Origin of the sequence: Rheinheimera mesophila, from assembly GCF_000986865.1 — a bacterium.
Classification (GTDB): domain Bacteria; phylum Pseudomonadota; class Gammaproteobacteria; order Enterobacterales; family Alteromonadaceae; genus Pararheinheimera; species Pararheinheimera mesophila.
Window position 1 is genome coordinate 53,579 of the sequence record NZ_LAVS01000009.1, and the last position, 19,100, is coordinate 72,678.

Below are 19,100 nucleotides of genomic sequence, written 5' to 3' on the forward strand. Positions count from 1 at the left end.
CCCAGTAGAAAAACGCCCTGAGAGTCAGGGCGTTGTTTATTAATTTTAGGTATTGGCAAGTTCAGCTATCTTCACTTTCCAAATAGCAGGTCCTTGTTTATGCACGTTATTTCCCTGACTGTCAACCGCCACAGTCACCGGCATGTCTTGCACCTCAAACTCATAAATCGCTTCCATCCCTAAATCGGCGAAAGCGACCACACGGGATTTTTTAATAGCTTTAGAAACTAAATAGGCAGCACCACCGACCGCCATTAAGTACACCGCTTTGTGCTGTTTAATACTATCAACGGTTTTATCACCACGTTCAGACTTCCCAATCATGCCTAGTAAGCCGCACTGGCCTAACATCATGTCGGTGAATTTATCCATCCGGGTGGCTGTGGTTGGGCCTGCAGGACCTACCACTTCTGAACCTACCGCATCGACAGGGCCAACGTAGTAGATAAAACGGTTTTTAAAGTCGACGCCCTCTGGCAGCGCTTCGCCTTTGGCTAACATATCAGCAATACGTTTATGCGCTGCGTCACGGCCTGTCAGCATTTTGCCTGACAGCAACACAGTTTCACCCGCTTTCCATTCCAGTACATCAGCAGGAGTCACAGTATCTAAATTGACGCGGCGCACATTGGTACCCAGCTCCCAGGTCACTTCCGGCCAGTCTTCCAGCTTAGGCGGTGTTAGCACCGCAGGGCCTGAACCGTCTAAATGGAAATGCACATGACGGGTTGCCGCACAGTTGGGGATCATCACCACAGGTTTTGACGCCGCATGAGTGGCAACAGACTTGATTTTCACGTCCACCACTGTGGTTAAGCCACCTAAACCCTGAGCACCAATACCCAGTTTGTTGACTTTGTCGTACAGCTCCAGGCGTAGTTTTTCATCAGCAGTTTCTGCACCTTTTTCCAGCAGGTCCTGAATATCGACAGGCTCCATTAGCGCTTCTTTAGCCAGCACTGCGGCTTTTTCTGCTGTACCACCAATGCCTATGCCTAACATGCCGGGCGGACACCAGCCAGCGCCCATTTTTGGTAAGGTTTCCAGCACCCATTCCACCACTGAATCCGATGGGTTGAGCATCACCATTTTGGTTTTGTTTTCGCTACCGCCGCCTTTGGCTGCAATCGCCACTTCGACATGGTGCCCTGGGATCATATCGATATGCACCACAGCAGGGGTATTGTCCTGGGTGTTTTTACGCATCCCAGCAGGGTCGGCTACTATAGAAGCGCGCAGCGGATTGTGTGGGTTCAGGTACGCACGGCGTGTGCCTTCATCCACCATTTGCTGCACAGTCATATCGGTTTTATCCCATTTGACATCCATACCTATTTTCACAAAACAGGTCACAATGCCGGTGTCCTGACAAATAGGTCTGTTGCCTTCTGCCGACATACGGGAGTTGATCAGAATTTGAGCTATAGCGTCTTTGGCGGCTTGATTTTGTTCTTTGTGATAGGCCTTTTCCAGCGCCTGGACGAAATCCAACGGGTGATAAAAAGAGATGTACTGCAGTGCATCTTCGATGCTGTCGATAAAGTCTTGTTGACGAATGACGGTCATGTGATCTGTACCCTTCCAAAGTAATGATTAATCGGCCCTCAGTCTGCTCTGCACCCAGACCGACGGCTTTTGTTGTATTCATAATGTAGGTTGGGCTGATATCATACAGCGCAACAGATCCAGCGGCTAGTCAGCAGGCGTATTTTTGCCGGAATTAGCCTGTTTTATGAGACGATGTATGTCACAGTTTTTTAAATTAGATGTTCAGGCAGCCGATCTGCTGCAGTATTTTGCTGCCGTCGCCGCAGAACCCTGGGCAATGTTGCTTGACTCAGCGGCAAACCATCATATCAATAGTCGTTTTGATATTCTGGTGGCCCGGCCTGTTGCCACTCTGGTGTATCAGCATGCCCAGTTAACTCAAACTGAAAATGGCCAACACCAGTGCCTGCAGATGGACCCTTTTGCTGCCTTGCAGCAACTGATCGGCCGCTATTTTCCGCATAAACCCATACGCTCAGAGGCCCCAGACTTACCTTTTGTCGGTGGCGCGTTGGGTTATTTTGGCTATGACTTAGGTTCTGTGATCGAACCTGTGCCGCAAGCCGCAGATGCGGGCGCTTTATTGCCCGATATGGCCATTGGCATTTACCTCTGGGCACTGATTTTAGATAAACAACACAAGCAATTATGGTATGTGGATTACCGGGGGAATGCCGCAGAGCACTGGGCAGAGACATCGCAGTTTTTTCACAAAACTGCCCGCCATACCTCCTTTGCGCTGAACTCAGCATGGCAAGCTAATATGGACAAGGCCAGCTATTGCCAAAAGTTTGAGCAGATCCAAAACTACCTGAAAAGCGGCGACTGTTATCAGATTAATTTAGCCCAGCGCTTTGAAGCCAGTTACCACGGCGACGAATGGCAGGCCTACTTAACTTTACGCAGTAAAAATGCTGCACCATTTTCTGCCTTTTTACGCTTGCCCCAAGGCGCAGTGCTCAGTGTATCGCCGGAGCGCTTTTTACAGCTCAAAGCCGGACAGGTTGAAACTAAACCGATAAAAGGCACCAGACCGCGTTTTGCCGATGCGCAGCTTGATAAACAAAGCGCCGAAGAGCTGCAGGCCGCCCCCAAAGACAGGGCCGAAAACGTGATGATTGTCGATTTGTTGCGCAACGATTTAGGTAAACATTGTGTGCCAGGTACGGTAAAAGTTCCGGCTCTGTTTGCTATTGAATCTTTTCCTGCTGTGCATCATCTGGTCAGCACCGTCACGGGAACCTTAAGCCCCAATGCCGATGCCAGTGACTTGTTACGCGGCGCTTTTCCGGGGGGGTCCATCACTGGCGCGCCCAAAGTGCGGGCCATGCAAATTATCGCTGAGCTAGAACCCAACTGCCGTTCTGTGTACTGTGGTGCGATCGGCTATATCAACAGTCAGGGCGATATGGATACCAACATCGCTATCCGAACTTTAGTGATGACACAAGGTAAAGTGTATTGCTGGGCTGGTGGTGGCATAGTGGCAGACTCCATGGTCGATGCCGAGTACCAGGAAACCTTCCACAAAGTGAATAAAATCTTGCCTTTATTGACTCAGGCGACAGTTGTTCATTCAGCGGATTAATCAAATGAACCGGCAGCAGTTTCTGCAGAGTTTTATACTTCAACCCGCCAGACCGGCTGCGTTATTGCAAATAAAACAAAGTAAAGCTGCCGCTGTTCTGATTGTGCTGCGGGACTATCAGGGAGAGCTGCAGCTACTGCTAACCAAACGTAGTTCTGAGTTGCGCCATCACCCTGGCCAGATCAGTTTTCCCGGTGGCAAAATTGAAGCGCATGAGCAAAGCCATCAGGCCGCACTGCGGGAAACCTTTGAAGAAACCGGTATTGCACCAGAGCAACTGGACCTGATTGGACAATTGCCAGGCTATGCCACAGGCACAGGCTTTTTCATTCAGCCCTGGATTGCTCTTTTGACCTGTGACGTTGAACTGAAGCTGCAATCCTCTGAAGTAGAATCTGCCTTTTGGCTTCCTTTGTCTTTTGTAATAGATCCACAAAATACCCACAGTGAACATTTTGCCATGCATGGCCAGTCGCACTTGGTTCACTTTATCCCCTATGGCCCTCATCTGATCTGGGGGGCAACGGCAGCCATCCTTTATTCTTTAAAGCAACAACTGGTTTTTCACCAGTCCCCCCAGTCGCTGTAACTAAATCAGCACAGCACCGTACAGAGTTTCTGCTGTAATAAGCACCGACCAGTTACCAGGTGAGTTACGAAATCAATCGGCTTCCGTTAGAATGGCGCCCAATTCTTATAACGAAAAGTAGGATCCGAATGATTATTAGTGCTTTTGATATGTTCAGCATTGGTATTGGCCCATCCAGTTCTCATACCGTAGGCCCAATGCGTGCTGCGAAAAAATTCTGTGAAAATCTGCAAGCTGCGGGTTTATTCGAGCAAGTGACCAGCGTGAAAGCTGAGCTGTTTGGTTCCTTAGGTCAAACCGGTATTGGTCATGGTACGGGCAAAGCAGTGATTTTAGGTTTATCAGGTTTTTTACCGGAAGATATTAACCCTGATGCCATACCTGCACTGTTAAAAACAGTGGATGAAAGCCAACAAATTCTGCTGGATCAAAAACATTACGTCTCGTTCCCACGCGAAGGCGCCATCGTCTTTCACCGTCGTAAAACCTTAAAAGAGCATTCCAACGGCATGGAACTAATTGCGTATGCCGGTCATGAGGTGATATTCAGCGAAATTTATTTCTCTATTGGTGGTGGTTTTATTGTCAAAGCTGAAGATTTTGCCAAAGAAAAAGAAGCCGCCAGTCAGTTTGCCGCCAATAATCCACCACCTTTCCCGTTTGAAAGCGGCGCCGAGCTGATGAAACTCTGTAAAGAAAACGGTTTATCCATCGCAGGTTTGATGATGGAAAACGAGAAAGTGCTGCGCAGTGAACAACAAATTCAGGACGAGCTGGGTAAAATCTGGCAAACCATGTACGACTGCGTACAACGGGGTATTCGTACTGAGGGCATTTTACCTGGTGGTTTAAAAGTAAAACGCCGCGCCCCTGCCCTGCATAAACGTTTAATGGCAGAAAAAAGCGCAGATCCTCTGCAGGTGATGGATTGGGTCAACTTATTTGCCCTGGCAGTCAATGAAGAAAACGCCGCTGGTGGCCGTGTCGTCACAGCTCCAACCAATGGGGCAGCCGGTATTATTCCGGCCGTGCTGATGTATTACGACAAATACATTCAACCTGTCACCGCGGATATCTATTGCCGTTACCTGCTCACAGCGGCCGCTATTGGTATTTTGTATAAGAAGAATGCTTCTATCTCTGGTGCTGAGGTAGGTTGTCAGGGCGAAGTGGGTGTCGCCTGCTCTATGGCAGCAGGTGCTCTAACTGAAATTCTGGGCGGTTCTGTTGATCATGTCGAAAACGCCGCTGAAATCGGTATGGAGCATAACTTAGGTTTAACCTGCGATCCTGTTGGCGGTTTAGTCCAGGTGCCTTGTATTGAACGTAACGCCATGGGTGCGATTAAAGCCATCAACGCTTCACGTTTAGCTTTGCGTGGCACCGGCGAACACAAGGTGACTTTGGATAAAGTGATTAAAACCATGTGGGACACAGGCCGCGATATGCAGAGCAAATACAAAGAAACGTCGCGTGGTGGGTTAGCCGTTAACATCATCGAATGCTAAATCCCCTGCGTCCTTGACGCTGCAGCTTCGTTGGCTACGTGCCCTCGCCCCGTTGCAACATCAATGTCCATAAAAAAACCGCCTTCCGGCGGTTTTTTTATGCTGCGTTCTATTATTTCTGCAGCGGCAACTCATCTACCGGATAGGTTGTTTCTTCTACTTTTTTGCTTTTAAACATACCCAAAAAGTCATCCAGAATCACATACAAAGCGGGGATCAACAGCAAAGTGATCACCGTGGCAAATAAAATACCGTAGGCCAGTGACACCGCCATTGGCACTACAATTTGCGCTTGTAAGCTTTTTTCCAGCACTATAGGCGCCAAACCTAAGAAAGTGGTCAGGGAGGTCAGCATAATAGGCCGGAAGCGGCGGGTACCGGCACCTATCACAGCGTCTTTTAATGGCATGCCACTGCGGCGCGACTCATTGACAAAATCCACCATCACCAATGAATCATTCACCACAACGCCAGCCAATGCAATCAAACCAAATAAGGACATAATGCTGACACTCAAACCCAGCATCATATGGCCTAAAATGGCGCCGATTAAACCAAAAGGGATCACGGACATAATAATCAGTGGCTGCGTATAGGATTTCAGTGGTATCGCCAAGAGCGCATAAATCACAAACAGAGCCAACAGGAATCCCAAAGCTAAGTCGGTCATCGCATCTGCTTCTTCCAGACTGGCCCCTTCCAGCGCTGTTTCAATACCGTATTTTTGCGCAAGCTGCGGCAGTACTTTTTCCTGCAACTCTTTGGTGATCTTCATCGGCTCAGCCAAAGCTTTATCCACTGAAGCGCTGATAGTGACAGAACGTTCGCCGTCTACCCTGTTGATGGCTGAATAACTCGGTTGCGCTGTGTACTCAGCCACCTGGGAAAATGGCACTTCAGCACCAGAGGCAGTACGAATTTTCATATTCTCCAGATTGCCGACAGAACGACGCTCTTCTTTTGGATAACGCACCATCACTTTGACTTCCTCGCCATCGCGCTGGATACGTTGTGCTTCGGCGCCATAAAAACCTTGTCGTACTTGTGTGGCTAAATCCGACAAGCTGATCCCCAAAGCTTCGGCCTGAGGTTTGATTTTCAGCACTATTTCATCATTACCCCCACTGATACTGTCTTCGATGTCATAAACGCCCTGATAAGCGCTCATCGCAGTTTTCAGCTCTTCGGTGGCTAACCTTAACTGCTCCAGCTCTTTGCTTTTTAACTGAAATGAAATATCGCCGCCGCCACCGCCGCTGGTAGAGGAGAAAATCTGCAGTGTTTTTACCCCTGCGATTTCCGGAATTTGTTCGCGCCATAATCGGACAAACTCATTGGCATCGATGTCACGTCCCTCACTTTTCTCCAGCTCAATCACAAGTTCACCGCGAGTGTCAGATTCGGTAAAAGTTAACCGATGTTTTACCAGGCCCTCTTCGCCTTTGGCGATAATCTGCTCATTGGTTTTCACCAAAGCGGCTTCCAACTGCCGCATAGCCTGCACTGTCGCCTGACCAGAGGATCCCTCCATCATAGTTAAATTGGCGTTAATAAAGTCACTCGGAATATTAGGGAAAAACACCCAGCGCACATGACCGCCGGCCATTAACCCTATCATCAGCACCATCATGGCAAAAAAGCTGGTTGCTGTGATGTAGCGATACTCGATGCACCAGGCAATCGCTCTTTGGTAACGACCATAAACAAAACGGTCCGTCGCACCTGATACTTTTGTCCGCACCCATTTCAAGCCATTGCTGCAAGAGCGGCCTGCGCTATAAAACAAGCCATTGCGCTCTGGATCCCAGGGTTTACTGTCCATCGCAATTAAGTGCGCAGGCAAAATAAACTTGGATTCAACCATGGAGAACATCAAACATAAAATTACCACCCAGGCAATAGACTCCCAGATAGGCCCCTGGGGGCCCCCCACCATCAGCATAGGAATAAAAGCCGCTATGGTGGTCAGCACGCCAAAGGTAGCAGGCATAGCGACGCGCTGCGCGCCCCGGATCACGGTTTCAGCCGACTTGCCGTACTTCTCAATTTCGGTGTAGGCGCTCTCTCCTATGATGATGGCGTCGTCCACCAGTATCCCCAGCACCAGAATAAAACCAAACAGGCTGATCATATTGATCGACACATCAAACATCGACAACGGCATCAGCGCTATGGTACCAAGAAAACACACCGGAATTCCCACCATCACCCAAAAAGCGACACGGAATTCTAAAAACAAGGTCAGACTGATTAGGACCAGTAACGCCCCCATCAGCATATTGTCCGTCATCAGATCCAGCCGACCTTGCAGGTAATAACTCGAATCGCCCCAGTAATCAATGTTCATACTGTCGGGTAAATCAGCTTTTTTCTTCTGGACGTAGTCTTTCACTGCAGCCGCAATTTTCAGGGTATTGTCTTCGCCCACCGCATCTACTTTGATAGAGACCGACGGCTTACCGTTGAACGTGGAAAAAGACTCCATTTCGACAAAGCCATCATTAACTCTGGCGATATCCCCTAACAGCAGTCGGGTACCGTCCGCTCTATTGATCAGCACTATGTCGGCAAAGTCCTGCTGACGATAAGCCTGACCTTTAGCTCGCAGTAAAATGTTACCGTTATCGGCTTTAATGGACCCACCCGGTAAATCGACTGAGCTGCCTCGCACTGCACTGACAATCTGGTTAAAGGTAAGACCGTATTCACGCAACTTGTGCTCGGATACTTCAATAGAGACTTCGTAATCCAAAGCGCCCACTACTTCAACTTTGCTGACACCTGGTAGCTTCTTCAGCTCGTCACGAACATCTTTGGCAAACTCTTTTAAGCCACGTTGGTCCGTATCGCCATAGACGGACAACCACAACACATTGCTTTGAAACTTGGTGTGATAAATCACCGGACGTTCGGTTTGCTCCGGAAAAGACGAGATGGAGTCCACCTGCATCTTAATTTCGTTCATCACTTCCTGAATATCGTAACCAGATTTAATTTCCACATTGACTGTGGCTAAGCCTTCGACTGCGTTAGAGCGGATTTTTTTAATGCCATTAAGACTTCGTAATGATTCCTCAATTTTATCGACTATGCCCTCTTCCACCTCCTGGGGGGCTGCGCCTAAATAAGGCACCCGAATAGTCACCTGCTCTAACTGAATTTCAGGAAAGGTCTGTTTTTTAATAGTGAATACACTGACCATACCTGCCAGTAATAAAATAACCATTAACAGGTTTGATGCCACGCTGTTGCGGGCAAACCAGGCTAACCAGCCTTTGTGCGTTTGATCCAGCGGCTGCATCAGCGTTTTTCTCCATTTTCAGTCGCCGCTATGGCGGTTTTTTCCTGTTCGACATCATCCAAAACAGGATCAACCGAAGTGCGCAGCGCCATACCTTCCAAAGGATTTGCAATGGCTGTTAAAACCAAATGCTCCCCTGTGTCTAAACCCGAGCTGATATACGCGTATTCTTCATCCATACGCTGCACTGTGACTGAGCGGATATGTAGCTTGTTGTCTTTACTCATGGTGAGGACTTTGTGGTCAGGCTTTAATAAATGCCGTTCCACCAACACCAGATTGTCCGCTGTCTTGCCATCAATACGGGCTTTGACAAAACGACCAAAACGTAGCGGCGCCTGACCATCTGACTTTAATCGATAGGGATCTTTCACTTCCGCTACGGCATAAATAACCCGGTTTTCATCATCCAGCATGCCCTCAGTGCGCACCAGTCTGGCCTGCCAGTTCAGTTGCTGTCCGGCCACCTCGGCCGACAACAATACTTCTGGCTGTTGCTGTTCTGAGGCTGTAAAACCGGGCATATTTAAATAACCCACATCGTTATCTGACAATGGCAGACGCACTTCCGCTACATCAGTGCCATAGATGGTGCCCAGATTAAAACCACGACTGATGAACTGACCAATATTGGCGTTTTTCAGCTTGACGATGCCATCGTAGGGAGCTCGTATTTCAGTACGGATCAAATTACGGCGGGCATTCTCAAGCTCAGCTTCAGCGGAGCGGACATTGGCCAGCTCCTGCGCCAACTGCGGACGACGCAAACCTAATTCCGGCGCCTTACCTGCGCTGAACTCACTCCACTCTTTAGCGGCTACTTTGCCCCGGGCTTTTTCCTCTTCTAACAACGCCTGAGCCCTTGCCAGATTGGCTTCTGCCAATTTGACTGCCGTTTGATAGTCGTATTGCTCCACCTGGATCAATAAGTCTCCAGCCCGAAAAAAACCACCTTCAATAAAATTGTCGGCCACTTTAACAATCACACCGTTGACTTCAGAGGTCAGGCTGGTGATGACCTTAGGTTGTACCGACCCCTGCGACCAGACCTGATAGGTCAGGTTTTGTCGGCTGACAGGTTTAACTTCAACAAATAAATCTTTACGTGTTTCTTTTTTTTGCTCTGGTGGTTTTTTTCCTGCCACCAGTGCTGCCGCTATAGCTACAGCACCCAGCACAATTATTACGGGAACCCCAGCTTTTACCCACTTGCCTGCCATTTTTAGTCCTTTCGTCACACTAGATGTTGCCGATATTTTACCTTCCTGTACGCCGGAACTGCAGGTACAGATGTTAAGGTTTTTATTCGACGTCACGACCGGCGTCGGACCTACCAGGTGTTTCCTTTAGGTCTATCTAAGGTCATGCCTTAATCCACAAGCCTTGCAGAGGGACCGGGCCTTTGTGAGCAAATTTTCGCCGACCATACAGTGTGAAGTTCCGACATATTTGGTTACAACTTCAGTCGGGCTGTTACAGGTAAATAGCTAATTAATCTATAGCCATTCCAGAAAGTTCTTTTGGGGACTCTGTTCGCTTGGTTATGGTGGATCTGACCGAAGTCTGGTTGTTTTTCATACATCGTATTGTCATGACCAGGCAATACAGTATGGTTTTCTACCCACAGTAATTCAGGAAGGAAGCGGCTATGAGTATCAGTAAACAGTATTTAAAAACTAAACCAGTCTGCAAAGTGACTTTTACATTTGCAGGTCATCAGTATCCACAGGCGGAAACTGTGGCTGTGGCGGGCGACTTTAATAACTGGGATCCGCAGGCCGTTTTGATGAAAAAGACCAAAACGGGGGACTTTACCGCCAGCTTAAATCTAGACAAAGCAAAGCAGTATCAGTTCAGATATGTAGTAGACGGTCAAACCTGGCTAAATGATGAAGAAGCCGATGCTTATGTACCGACTCAGGTCAGCTATGAGCAAAACTCTGTTGTTCAGTTGTAAAACGATAAGGGGCAGGATTTGAAGCGCTGCCCCTTACTGTCAGCGTTTTTCCAGCACCAAACAACCCACTGAATAGCCTGCCCCGAACGAGCATAAAATCGCTTTTTCGCCGGATTGAATGCCTTCTTTATTTTTGTGAAAGGCAATAATTGAGCCCGCAGAGGCCGTATTAGCGTAAGTATCTAATACCAGCGGCGCTTCTTCTGGCAGAGGATCGCGGCCCAAGATTTTTTTTGCCGCAAACAGGTTCATATTGATATTGGCCTGGTGCAGCCACAAGCGTTTTACATCATCGGGCGCCACGGCTAAACGCTGCATCTCGTCCAAAATCACCTCTGCCACTATCGGCAGTAATTCTTTAAACACCTTACGACCTTGCTGCTTAAAAAACGGTGCTTCCGGATCCGTTTGCGGGTGACAATGTTCGGTATAACCAATATCGCAACGAATATTGTTAGAAAATTCCGTTTTTAAGCTCATGCCCAAGATACGATAGGCATTGTCGGCTGTGACCGTGTCTTCGGCTTCAATGATGGTGGCAGTGCAAACGTCACCAAAAATAAAGTGACTGTCACGACTGGTGTAATTCACTTGCGGCGAAGCAAACTCAGGGTTAACCACCAGTACCACTTTGGCCATACCACCACGAATGGCATTTACCGCATTGCTAATGGCAAAAGTGGCAGAGGAACAAGCCACGTTCATATCAAAAGCATAGCCTTTGGCGCCTAATGCCTGTTGCAGTTCAATAGACAAAGCCGGATAAGGCCGCTGCATATTGGAGGCGGCACAAATGATCAGATCGATATCTGCTGCGGTTTTTCCCGCCTGGGCCATAGCTTCCTTTGCTGCTACTATCGCCATCTCAACCATTTCAGGATGTTCGTCTTCACCCCGTTTTGGAAAAACCGGCATCATCACAGCCGGGTCTAAAATACCTTCTTTGTGTAACACATGGCGGGATTTAATGCCTGAGGCTTTTTCTATAAACTCACAGCTGGAATACTCCAGCGCAGTCATCTCACCTGCCTCGATTTCAGCCGCATACTGCTGGTTAAACAAATCAACATACTGATTAAAACTGGCAACCAGCTCTTCGTTTGTCACAGTGTCGGTGGGAGTAAACAGGCCTGAGCCACTGATCAGCACATTTTTCATTCAGAATACCCTTGTCATCAATGCAACTTCTTTTATTGAGTTGCTAAATTTCAGGCTATTCTAGCCTAATAGTCCCATCCCTTGCCGATCTTTTTGCCAGCTCAGGGCTGATAGATCACCACAGTACTGGCGACCTTGTCCTGAATAGCCTGCCGGTTTGGGTCCCACAAAATTTGGGCAAAACCAATCAACCCGGTGGCAAAACCGGCACCATAACCTCCTTGCCTGCTAAAGGAGGCCCATAAGCTCAGGGGTTTATTATCCAGTTGCACCACCCGGATCCGGGTCAGCAGCTTGCCAAGGGTCTGGCCGTTGTTCCAACTGATGTAAAACGTAAAATAGAACATAGCCCAGCCGTAGCCTAAACCAAAATCAGCCAGTATACCTTTGACCCATTTAATCAGGCTGTAATCTGAATTTTTCAGTTTATCCAGCAGGGAATAGGATGCTTCTTTGGCTGGCTCTGTGACGGATTCTGTTACGGGCGGTGCAACCACTTGCGGTTGTGCGACATACTTATCCAGCAAAGCGCGTTTTTCAGTGCCGTGCAGTGAAGTGATATCCAGCACCTCATCCAGCAAATCGCGCTGCTGCTCTGCCGTCACTCCGGACTCCTGCAATTCAAGCGCCAGTTGTTTTATTTTGTCTTCAATACATGCATAGTCACAGTCTTGGCTCGATAACTCCAGAGATACTTTCGCCAGCTCAGCACCCGCATGCGGGGTTAAACGGATATCAGAGACTGCGGCTTTTTCCTGCTCCTGCACCAGTTCAGGTGCCCAGCTTAAGGTCCCAAGCATGGCCAGAGTGGCCAGTACCATCAGCAACAAATGATTTTTCTTTTGGGCTTTGTATCTGTTCCAGCATAAATACAACATAATAGGTAGCACAAAAATCAGACTGGCTGAGGCAAGCCCACTGATAATCACACCATCTATCCCCATTGCTAGGCCACGTCTGACAGGTCTGGCTAATGGCTGACCTATCAATTCATCAGCGACCGCAAAAGCATGAGGCGTCACTATTTGCCGAACTTCTTTGCTTGTCAGTTGATGCCCGGTTTCATCGACAAAAGTGTCGGGCGCGACTTCTCTGATCTCCTGGGGGCCCGGCTGAGGGTGCGACATCAAAATTCCTTGCTAAATACCTGATGAATAAACCACTTTAATTGGATCACTCTGGCTTTTCAATGCCGCTTTGACAAGTGCCGTATCGCGCTGCTTAAGCCTTCCAACGTCATGCCATACATCTGGTTGTGCATCAATTTCTGCAGTATGGCAATCGAATGATAATGGCCCCACCAGGCTTGGGGCTGAGGATTCAGCCAGACAGCCTGAGGAAAATGCGCCAGTAAACGTTTCAGCCAGACTTCACCGGATTCGGGATTAAAATGCTCGACACTGCCCCCGGGATAAGTAATCTCATAAGGCCCCATGGTGGCGTCTCCTACGAAGATCACTTTGTAATCACTGTGATAGGTTTGCAACAGTTGAGTGACAGGGACGGCATCGGCGGCACGTCTTTGATGAGTCCGCCATACCTGCTCATAAGGGCAGTTATGGAAGTAGAAAAATTCCAGATGCTTAAATTCAGTGCGGGCGGCGGCAAACAGTTGCTCACATTCATGAATATAATCATCCATCGAACCCCCTATATCAAAAAACATCAGCACCTTGACTGCATTGTGGCGCTCGCTTTGAAACTTTAAATCCAACCAGCCCGCTTGTTGAGCCGTGGCTTTGATAGTGCCGGTTAAATCCAGCTCTGTGGCTTGCCCGGTGCGGGCAAACCGACGCAGTTGCCGCAGCGCCAGTTGCATCGCTCTGTGATTCAGTTCAGCGTTTTGATCAAAATCTTTAAAATCGCGTTTATCCCAAACTTTTACCGCACGGCGCTGGCCGCTGCCCTGCTGCCCTACTCTGATGCCTTCGGGATGATAACCATAAGCGCCAAAAGGCGAAGAGCCGCCAGTGCCTATCCATTTATTGCCGCCTGCATGTTTTTCCTGCTGTTCTTTCAAACGTTGTTTAAATTGCTCCAGCAACTGTTCCAGCCCACCTAAAGAGGCCAATTTGGCTTTATCTTCGTCACTTAGCTGACGGATCAAGCCTGGCAGCAACCAGTGATCCGGTATAAGTGCCGCCAGATCCAGACTCTCTATACCGTCAAAATAGTCTGCAAAAGCCCGGTCAAATTTATCGTACTGGCTTTCATCTTTGACCAGACATAAACGGGAGAGCAGATAAAAGTCATCCAGACTTGCGAAAATCAGTTGATGTTGCAGCGCCTTCAGTAAATCCAGCAGCTCCGTAATACTGGATTTCAGTCCGTATTTACGCAGGGTTAAAAAGAACGAAACCAACATATCAGCGGCCAGCGCGGCGGGCCATAAAGGCCAGTTTTTCCAGCAAGGCCAGATCCTGCTCGTTTTTCAGTAAGGCGCCATACAACGGCATTAAGCCCCCCTGATGCTGTTTATCCCGCAAAACTGCGGGTGAGATTTGCTCTGCCACTAACAGCTTTAACCAGTCCAACAGCTCTGAGGTGGATGGTTTTTTCTTCAGCGCATCCACTGCCCTTAAATCAAAAAACAGCTCCAGTGCAGCGGTCAGTAAATCGGCCTGCAGAGTAGGATAATGCGCTAACACTATCTGAGTTAAGGTGTCTTTGTCCGGAAAACGGATGTAATGGAAAAAACAGCGGCGCAAAAAGGCATCCGGCAATTCCCTCTCGTTATTGGAGGTAATGACGACAATAGGCCGTTGTATGGCAGTGATACGCTGACCTGTTTCATAGACATCGAAAGACATCCGATCCAGTTCGTGCAATAAGTCATTGGGAAACTCGATATCGGCTTTGTCAATTTCATCAATCAGCAACACCGGACGTTTTGCTGCGGTAAAAGCAGTCCAGAGTTTGCCTGGTTTGATGTAGTTATTGATGTCACCAACCCGCTCGCTGCCAAGCTGCCCATCACGCAAGCGTGAGACTGCATCGTATTCATACAGGCCCTGCTGAGCTTTACTGGTGGATTTAATTTGCCAGTTAATGAGTTCAGTACCTAAGCTGGCAGCCAGCTCTTCCGCTAAACGGGTTTTACCTGTGCCGGGTTCCCCTTTGATCAATAAAGGTTTTTCTAAAGTGACAGCGGCGTTTACGGCCAGGGCCAACTCTGGTGATGCAATATAGTGTTCTGTGCTTTGGAATATCATGCTGTAGGGCTTTGTCGTTTTAAGTTGGGAATATCATATATCAAATCTTTTCTTTCGTTTTAACAAGGCGCTAGTATTCTTATCACCAGTCATCAGACCCTGAAGGTTTTTTATTATGTCAAAGATCTACGAAGACAACTCACTCTCGATTGGGAACACGCCGCTGGTCCGCTTAAAGCGTGTCACATCCGGTGCCAATGTATTTGCCAAAATTGAATCCCGTAACCCTAGTTTTTCAGTAAAATGCCGTTTAGGTGCGGCGTTAATTTGGGATGCCGAGAAAAAAGGTTTGTTAGGTCCCGGTAAAGAAATTATTGAACCCACTTCGGGTAACACAGGTATCGCCCTGGCTTTTGTCGCCGCTAGCCGTGGTTACGCCTTAACTTTGACCATGCCGGCCACTATGAGTTTAGAACGCCGTAAGCTGCTGAAAGCTTTGGGTGCTAACTTGGTGCTGACTGAAGGCGCTAAGGGTATGAAAGGTGCAATTGAAAAAGCCAAAGAAATTTTGGCCTCAGAGCCAGACAAGTACGTGTTATTACAGCAGTTTGAAAACCCGGCGAACCCACAAATTCACTTTGACACCACTGGTCCTGAAATTTGGAATGATACAGATGGCAAGATTGACATCTTCGTCGCTGGGGTAGGCACAGGTGGCACTATTACTGGTGTTAGTCGTTATATTAAACAAGAGAAAAAACACCCACTGATCAGTGTAGCGGTAGAACCTGCAGACTCTCCTGTGATCACTCAGGCTCGTGCTGGTCAGGAAATTAAACCTGGCCCACATAAAATTCAGGGTATAGGCGCTGGTTTTATTCCGGGTAACCTGGATTTATCCGTCATCGATGCAGTAGAAACAGTTAGCAATGACGACGCCATTGCAATGGCACACCGTCTGATGAAAGAAGAAGGTATTCTGGCGGGTATTTCTTCCGGTGCTGCCGTAGTGGCCGCTAAACGTCTGGCCGAAAAACCAGAAAACGCCGGGAAAAACATTGTAGTGATTATTCCAAGCTCTACAGAACGTTACTTGTCCAGCGCTTTGTTTGCCGACTTCTTTACCGAAAGCGAATTACAAGCTTAATCAGGTACTTAGAAATATACCAAGGCCACTTTTGTGGCCTTTTTCTTTACTTTTGCCAGAGATTTCCCCAGACTGTAGCTTGTTTATTTCAGTTGGGTAAAACGAATGCAAAAAATTTTAGTGCTACTTTTCTCATTGCTGCTGTTCGCCTGCTCTGAAGATGCACCCAAAGTGAATGCCGATCTAGGCTCTCCCGAGTTTGCTGCCGGTGAGTTTTTTCATTCGCTGTACACCACCAAGGATTTAGAGCGAGCCAAGGAGCTGAGTACAGAGTCTTATGCGCGTATTTTGGATGCCTACGGCAATACCAGAGGAGTGGTGCGCACCTTGTACAATATGAGTTTTGATGAAGTCGCCATCAGTATTGATCGCACAGGCAAAAATCTGCGCGAGCAATATGGCAACCATGCAGAGATTACCATGCTGTTTGAAGGTAAAAGCAACGGCAATAAAAAAATAGAGCTGCGTATTGTCAAAATGGTAAAAGAAGATGGCCGCTGGCTGGTCGAAGGGGTCAAACCTAATCCTTATTCACGAACGGATGTCTGATAGCCCTTCGATCTGAAACCTGAGCACAGACAAGCGACACTGAAAGTCGCTGCCATGTGTTCTGGGTGCGAGTTAAGCTTTAAAAAATTGCCGGATCAGGTTTTGACAATCAGGTCCTTGCAATAAACGGCTAAAATCGGCTAGCTCCAAACTTATCCTCTGCGGTACAGCAGAGCCCGCTTTCATCAGTTTTTTACTGCTCTGTACTGCCTCTGCAGGTAAAGCAGCCAGCTTTTTCGCTTTCTGCAAGGCAAAGTCCAGCAGTTGATCTTTTGCTACCACTTGATTCACCAAGCCCAGACGCCAGGCTTCGTTACCGTCTATCGCTTCTGACAACAACAACAGACTACTGGCACGCTGATGCCCTATGAACAGAGGCAACAACAAGCTCGAGCCCGCTTCAGGGCATAACCCCAACTGAGTGAAAGGCAACTGAAAGCGGCAATCCGCTGTGCTGTAGACTAAATCACAATGCAGCAGCACTGTGGTGCCAATGCCAATCGCCAGACCAGCAACCGCAGCCACTACAGGTTTGGGAAATTGGGCGATCTCATACAAAAACTGTACTGTAGGGTGAGTATGGTTCAGCTCACCACTTTGTAAGAAATCCGCTAAATCATTGCCCGAGGAGAAACACTCTGCAGAGCCTTGCAGCAGGGCTACCTTGACCGCATCATCCTGCGCCGCCCGTTGCAACTGCAGCACCAGTTGTTGGTACATCAGCTTGTTCAACGCATTTTTTTTATCTGGTCTGTTCAGCGTCAGGGTTAACACGCCCTGCTCTATTGTTACGTCAATACTCATCTGTTGTCCTGATTTTTACCTTAGTGACCCGCCGCTATGCCTTCACGTCGCGGATCGGCTGCACCTTCCAAACGGTCTTTGTGAATTTTAATCGCATGAATACCACTGTTTAAGTCGGCTAACTTTGGCTGGTAGCCAAGCTCTAGCAATGCCGGTACCAACTTACTCAGATTGGTATTCTGCTCCAGCACCAGTCCGTCATTTCTATGGCTAAAACGCGGCAAATTGGCGGCTTGTTGCACATCCATCTGCCAATCGAGAACAGCCACCAGATTTTGCGCGACATAGTTAATGATGCGACTGCCTCCGGGAGAGCCTGTCAGGTAGATCAGGCTACCGCTCTGATCAAACACCATAATTGGCGCCATCGAAGAGCGTGGTCTTTTTCCGGCCTCGACTCTGTTAGCAACCCAATAGCCATCCACTTTCGCCTGCAACGAAAAGTCGGTCAGTTGGTTATTCAGCAAATACCCATTGACCAGGATGCCTGAGCCAAAAGCGTTTTCGATACTGGTGGTCATACTAACGGCATTACCTTTACTATCGACCACAGATAAATGACTGGTATTGGCGAATTCTATCGCGCTACCAGAGGAGAGTGGTTCAGCACCTTGTGGCTCACCGGGTTCAGCCGCCGGGCCTTCGGCTGCCGTCAACAACGCAGCCCGTTGTTTCAGATAATCCGCCGCCAGCAAGCCTTCAACCGGTACCTTAACAAAGTCCGGATCAGCAGCAAAACGTTCCCGATCGGCAAAAGCCAGTTTAGCTGCCTGACTGATCAAATGAACGGCTTCGACTGAATTAGCCTTGAGTTTCGACAGGGGCTGATGGGAGAGCATTCCCATCATTTGCAGTACCGCCAGGCCGCCTGAACTTGGCGGAGCCATACTACAGATTTTAAATTCGCGGTATGGAATACAAACAGGGTCTCTCTGTTTCGGTTGATACGAGGATAGATCGTCAAGGCTAAGTTGACCCGCATTCAGCGCGGCCTGCCGCACTGCGCTAACCAGGGCTTTGGCATTATCGCCCTGATAAAAAGCCTGACTGCCCTGTTTGGCAATATTCTTCAGTAAGGCCGCATAGTCAGGATTTTTACGAATAAAACCTGCAGGCAACCACTGACCTTCCGTTTTGAAATACGCCGCGCTTGACGAAAATTTATCCAGTCCCGGATTCCAGTTGGCTTTAAGCAGACCCGCTAAACGAGGCGACACCACAAAGCCCTGCTCTGCGAGCCGGATAGCAGGAGCAAAAAGTTCGGCCCATGGCAGTACGCCGTGCTGCTGATGCGCCAGCTCCAGAGCTTTGATCACGCCGGGTACACCAACAGATTTGCCACCGACAAAAGCCTCACGCCAGCTCATCAGCTTGCCATGCTCCACAAATAAATCCGGACTGGCAGCGGCAGGCGCCGTTTCGCGACCATCCAAGGACGTCAGGCGGGCTTTTTGTTTATCCCAATGCAACAAAAATAACCCGCCCCCTATGCCTGAACTTTGCGGCTCCACCAGCCCCAACACCAATTGCATGGCAATAGCAGCATCGACTGCACTGCCACCTTTAGCAAGGATCTGTTCACCGGCTTTGGCGGCCAGCGGGTTTGCGCCAGACACCATATAATGTTTGGCTGTTACCAGTTGTTTTTGCTCTATAGCCGTGGTGGCTTCGGGATCGGTAATGGCGGCAAATAAAGCAGAACTGCTCAGCAGCAAGCCTGCTGCCAGAGCCCAAAATTGCGGTTTGGTTATTCTCATTGTTGTTCCTATCTACGACAGCCTCTTACCTTACCTAGTCGG

The 19,100-nt window shown here is 48.5% G+C and carries 14 protein-coding genes and 1 pseudogene; 6 read left to right on the forward strand and 9 right to left on the reverse strand.

The genetic code is table 11. The features are described 5' to 3' along the window. Positions 1-45 precede the first annotated feature (45 nt). Complete coding sequence (locus tag SD53_RS05475; protein ID WP_046519221.1) at positions 46-1,566, reverse strand: fumarate hydratase; 1,521 nt, start codon at positions 1,564-1,566, stop codon at positions 46-48. 178 nt (positions 1,567-1,744) lie between these two features. On the opposite strand from SD53_RS05475, the gene pabB reads away from it, so the two are divergent. The 3 genes and pseudogenes from pabB to SD53_RS05490 form a co-directional block, all read left to right on the forward strand. Then, positions 1,745-3,136, forward strand: a complete 1,392-nt coding sequence (pabB, locus tag SD53_RS05480; RefSeq protein WP_046519222.1) for an aminodeoxychorismate synthase component I — start codon at positions 1,745-1,747, stop codon at positions 3,134-3,136. 4 nt (positions 3,137-3,140) lie between these two features. Further along, positions 3,141-3,725 (forward strand): NUDIX hydrolase, encoded by a 585-nt coding sequence (locus tag SD53_RS05485; protein ID WP_046519223.1) that lies wholly within the window; start codon positions 3,141-3,143, stop codon positions 3,723-3,725. A gap of 194 nt (positions 3,726-3,919) precedes the next feature. Then, positions 3,920-5,233 (forward strand): annotated as a pseudogene (locus SD53_RS05490) (L-serine ammonia-lyase); the annotation flags it as partial. 112 nt (positions 5,234-5,345) lie between these two features. Here the strand turns inward: SD53_RS05490 and SD53_RS05495 are convergent. Together SD53_RS05495 and SD53_RS05500 are read right to left on the reverse strand one after the other, a co-directional pair. Further along, positions 5,346-8,534, reverse strand: a complete 3,189-nt coding sequence (locus tag SD53_RS05495) for an efflux RND transporter permease subunit (RefSeq protein WP_046519224.1) — start codon at positions 8,532-8,534, stop codon at positions 5,346-5,348. After that, positions 8,534-9,754 carry an efflux RND transporter periplasmic adaptor subunit gene (locus SD53_RS05500; protein WP_046519225.1) on the reverse strand — a complete coding sequence of 407 codons (1,221 nt, stop codon included), beginning with the start codon at positions 9,752-9,754 and terminating at the stop codon, positions 8,534-8,536. Before SD53_RS05500 ends, SD53_RS05495 begins: the two co-directional genes overlap by 1 nt. A 428-nt stretch (positions 9,755-10,182) precedes the next feature. On the opposite strand from SD53_RS05500, the gene SD53_RS05505 reads away from it, so the two are divergent. Beyond that, positions 10,183-10,491 (forward strand): isoamylase early set domain-containing protein, encoded by a 309-nt coding sequence (locus SD53_RS05505; protein WP_046519226.1) that lies wholly within the window; start codon positions 10,183-10,185, stop codon positions 10,489-10,491. Positions 10,492-10,530: 39 nt separating this feature from the next. Here SD53_RS05505 and SD53_RS05510 read toward each other — a convergent pair whose 3' ends face one another. The 4 genes from SD53_RS05510 to SD53_RS05525 all read right to left on the reverse strand — a co-directional run bounded on the left by SD53_RS05510 (position 10,531) and on the right by SD53_RS05525 (position 14,861). Further along, on the reverse strand, positions 10,531-11,649 hold the full coding sequence (locus tag SD53_RS05510; RefSeq protein ID WP_046519227.1) for a beta-ketoacyl-ACP synthase III: 1,119 nt from the start codon (positions 11,647-11,649) through the stop codon (positions 10,531-10,533). Positions 11,650-11,750: 101 nt separating this feature from the next. Further along, complete coding sequence (locus SD53_RS05515) at positions 11,751-12,776, reverse strand: RDD family protein (protein WP_046519228.1); 1,026 nt, start codon at positions 12,774-12,776, stop codon at positions 11,751-11,753. Positions 12,777-12,835: 59 nt separating this feature from the next. Further along, on the reverse strand, positions 12,836-14,014 hold the full coding sequence (locus tag SD53_RS05520; RefSeq protein WP_046519229.1) for a vWA domain-containing protein: 1,179 nt from the start codon (positions 14,012-14,014) through the stop codon (positions 12,836-12,838). A 1-nt stretch (position 14,015) separates the two neighbouring features. After that, positions 14,016-14,861, reverse strand: coding sequence for an AAA family ATPase (locus SD53_RS05525; protein WP_046519230.1), 846 nt, complete (start codon positions 14,859-14,861; stop codon positions 14,016-14,018). Between the two features lie 115 nt (positions 14,862-14,976). On the opposite strand from SD53_RS05525, the gene cysK reads away from it, so the two are divergent. Both cysK and SD53_RS05535 read left to right on the forward strand, forming a co-directional pair. Further along, positions 14,977-15,948: a cysteine synthase A gene (gene cysK, locus SD53_RS05530; RefSeq protein WP_046519231.1), complete on the forward strand. Its 972-nt coding sequence runs from the start codon at positions 14,977-14,979 to the stop codon at positions 15,946-15,948. Positions 15,949-16,053: 105 nt separating this feature from the next. Next, positions 16,054-16,497 carry a hypothetical protein gene (locus tag SD53_RS05535; RefSeq protein WP_046519232.1) on the forward strand — a complete coding sequence of 148 codons (444 nt, stop codon included), beginning with the start codon at positions 16,054-16,056 and terminating at the stop codon, positions 16,495-16,497. Between the two features lie 72 nt (positions 16,498-16,569). On the opposite strand, the gene SD53_RS05540 is transcribed toward SD53_RS05535, so the two are convergent. Both SD53_RS05540 and ggt read right to left on the reverse strand, forming a co-directional pair. Then, on the reverse strand, positions 16,570-17,301 hold the full coding sequence (locus SD53_RS05540; protein ID WP_046519233.1) for an enoyl-CoA hydratase: 732 nt from the start codon (positions 17,299-17,301) through the stop codon (positions 16,570-16,572). 20 nt (positions 17,302-17,321) lie between these two features. Continuing rightward, positions 17,322-19,058: a gamma-glutamyltransferase gene (ggt, locus tag SD53_RS05545; protein ID WP_052749269.1), complete on the reverse strand. Its 1,737-nt coding sequence runs from the start codon at positions 19,056-19,058 to the stop codon at positions 17,322-17,324. Positions 19,059-19,100: the final 42 nt, after the last annotated feature.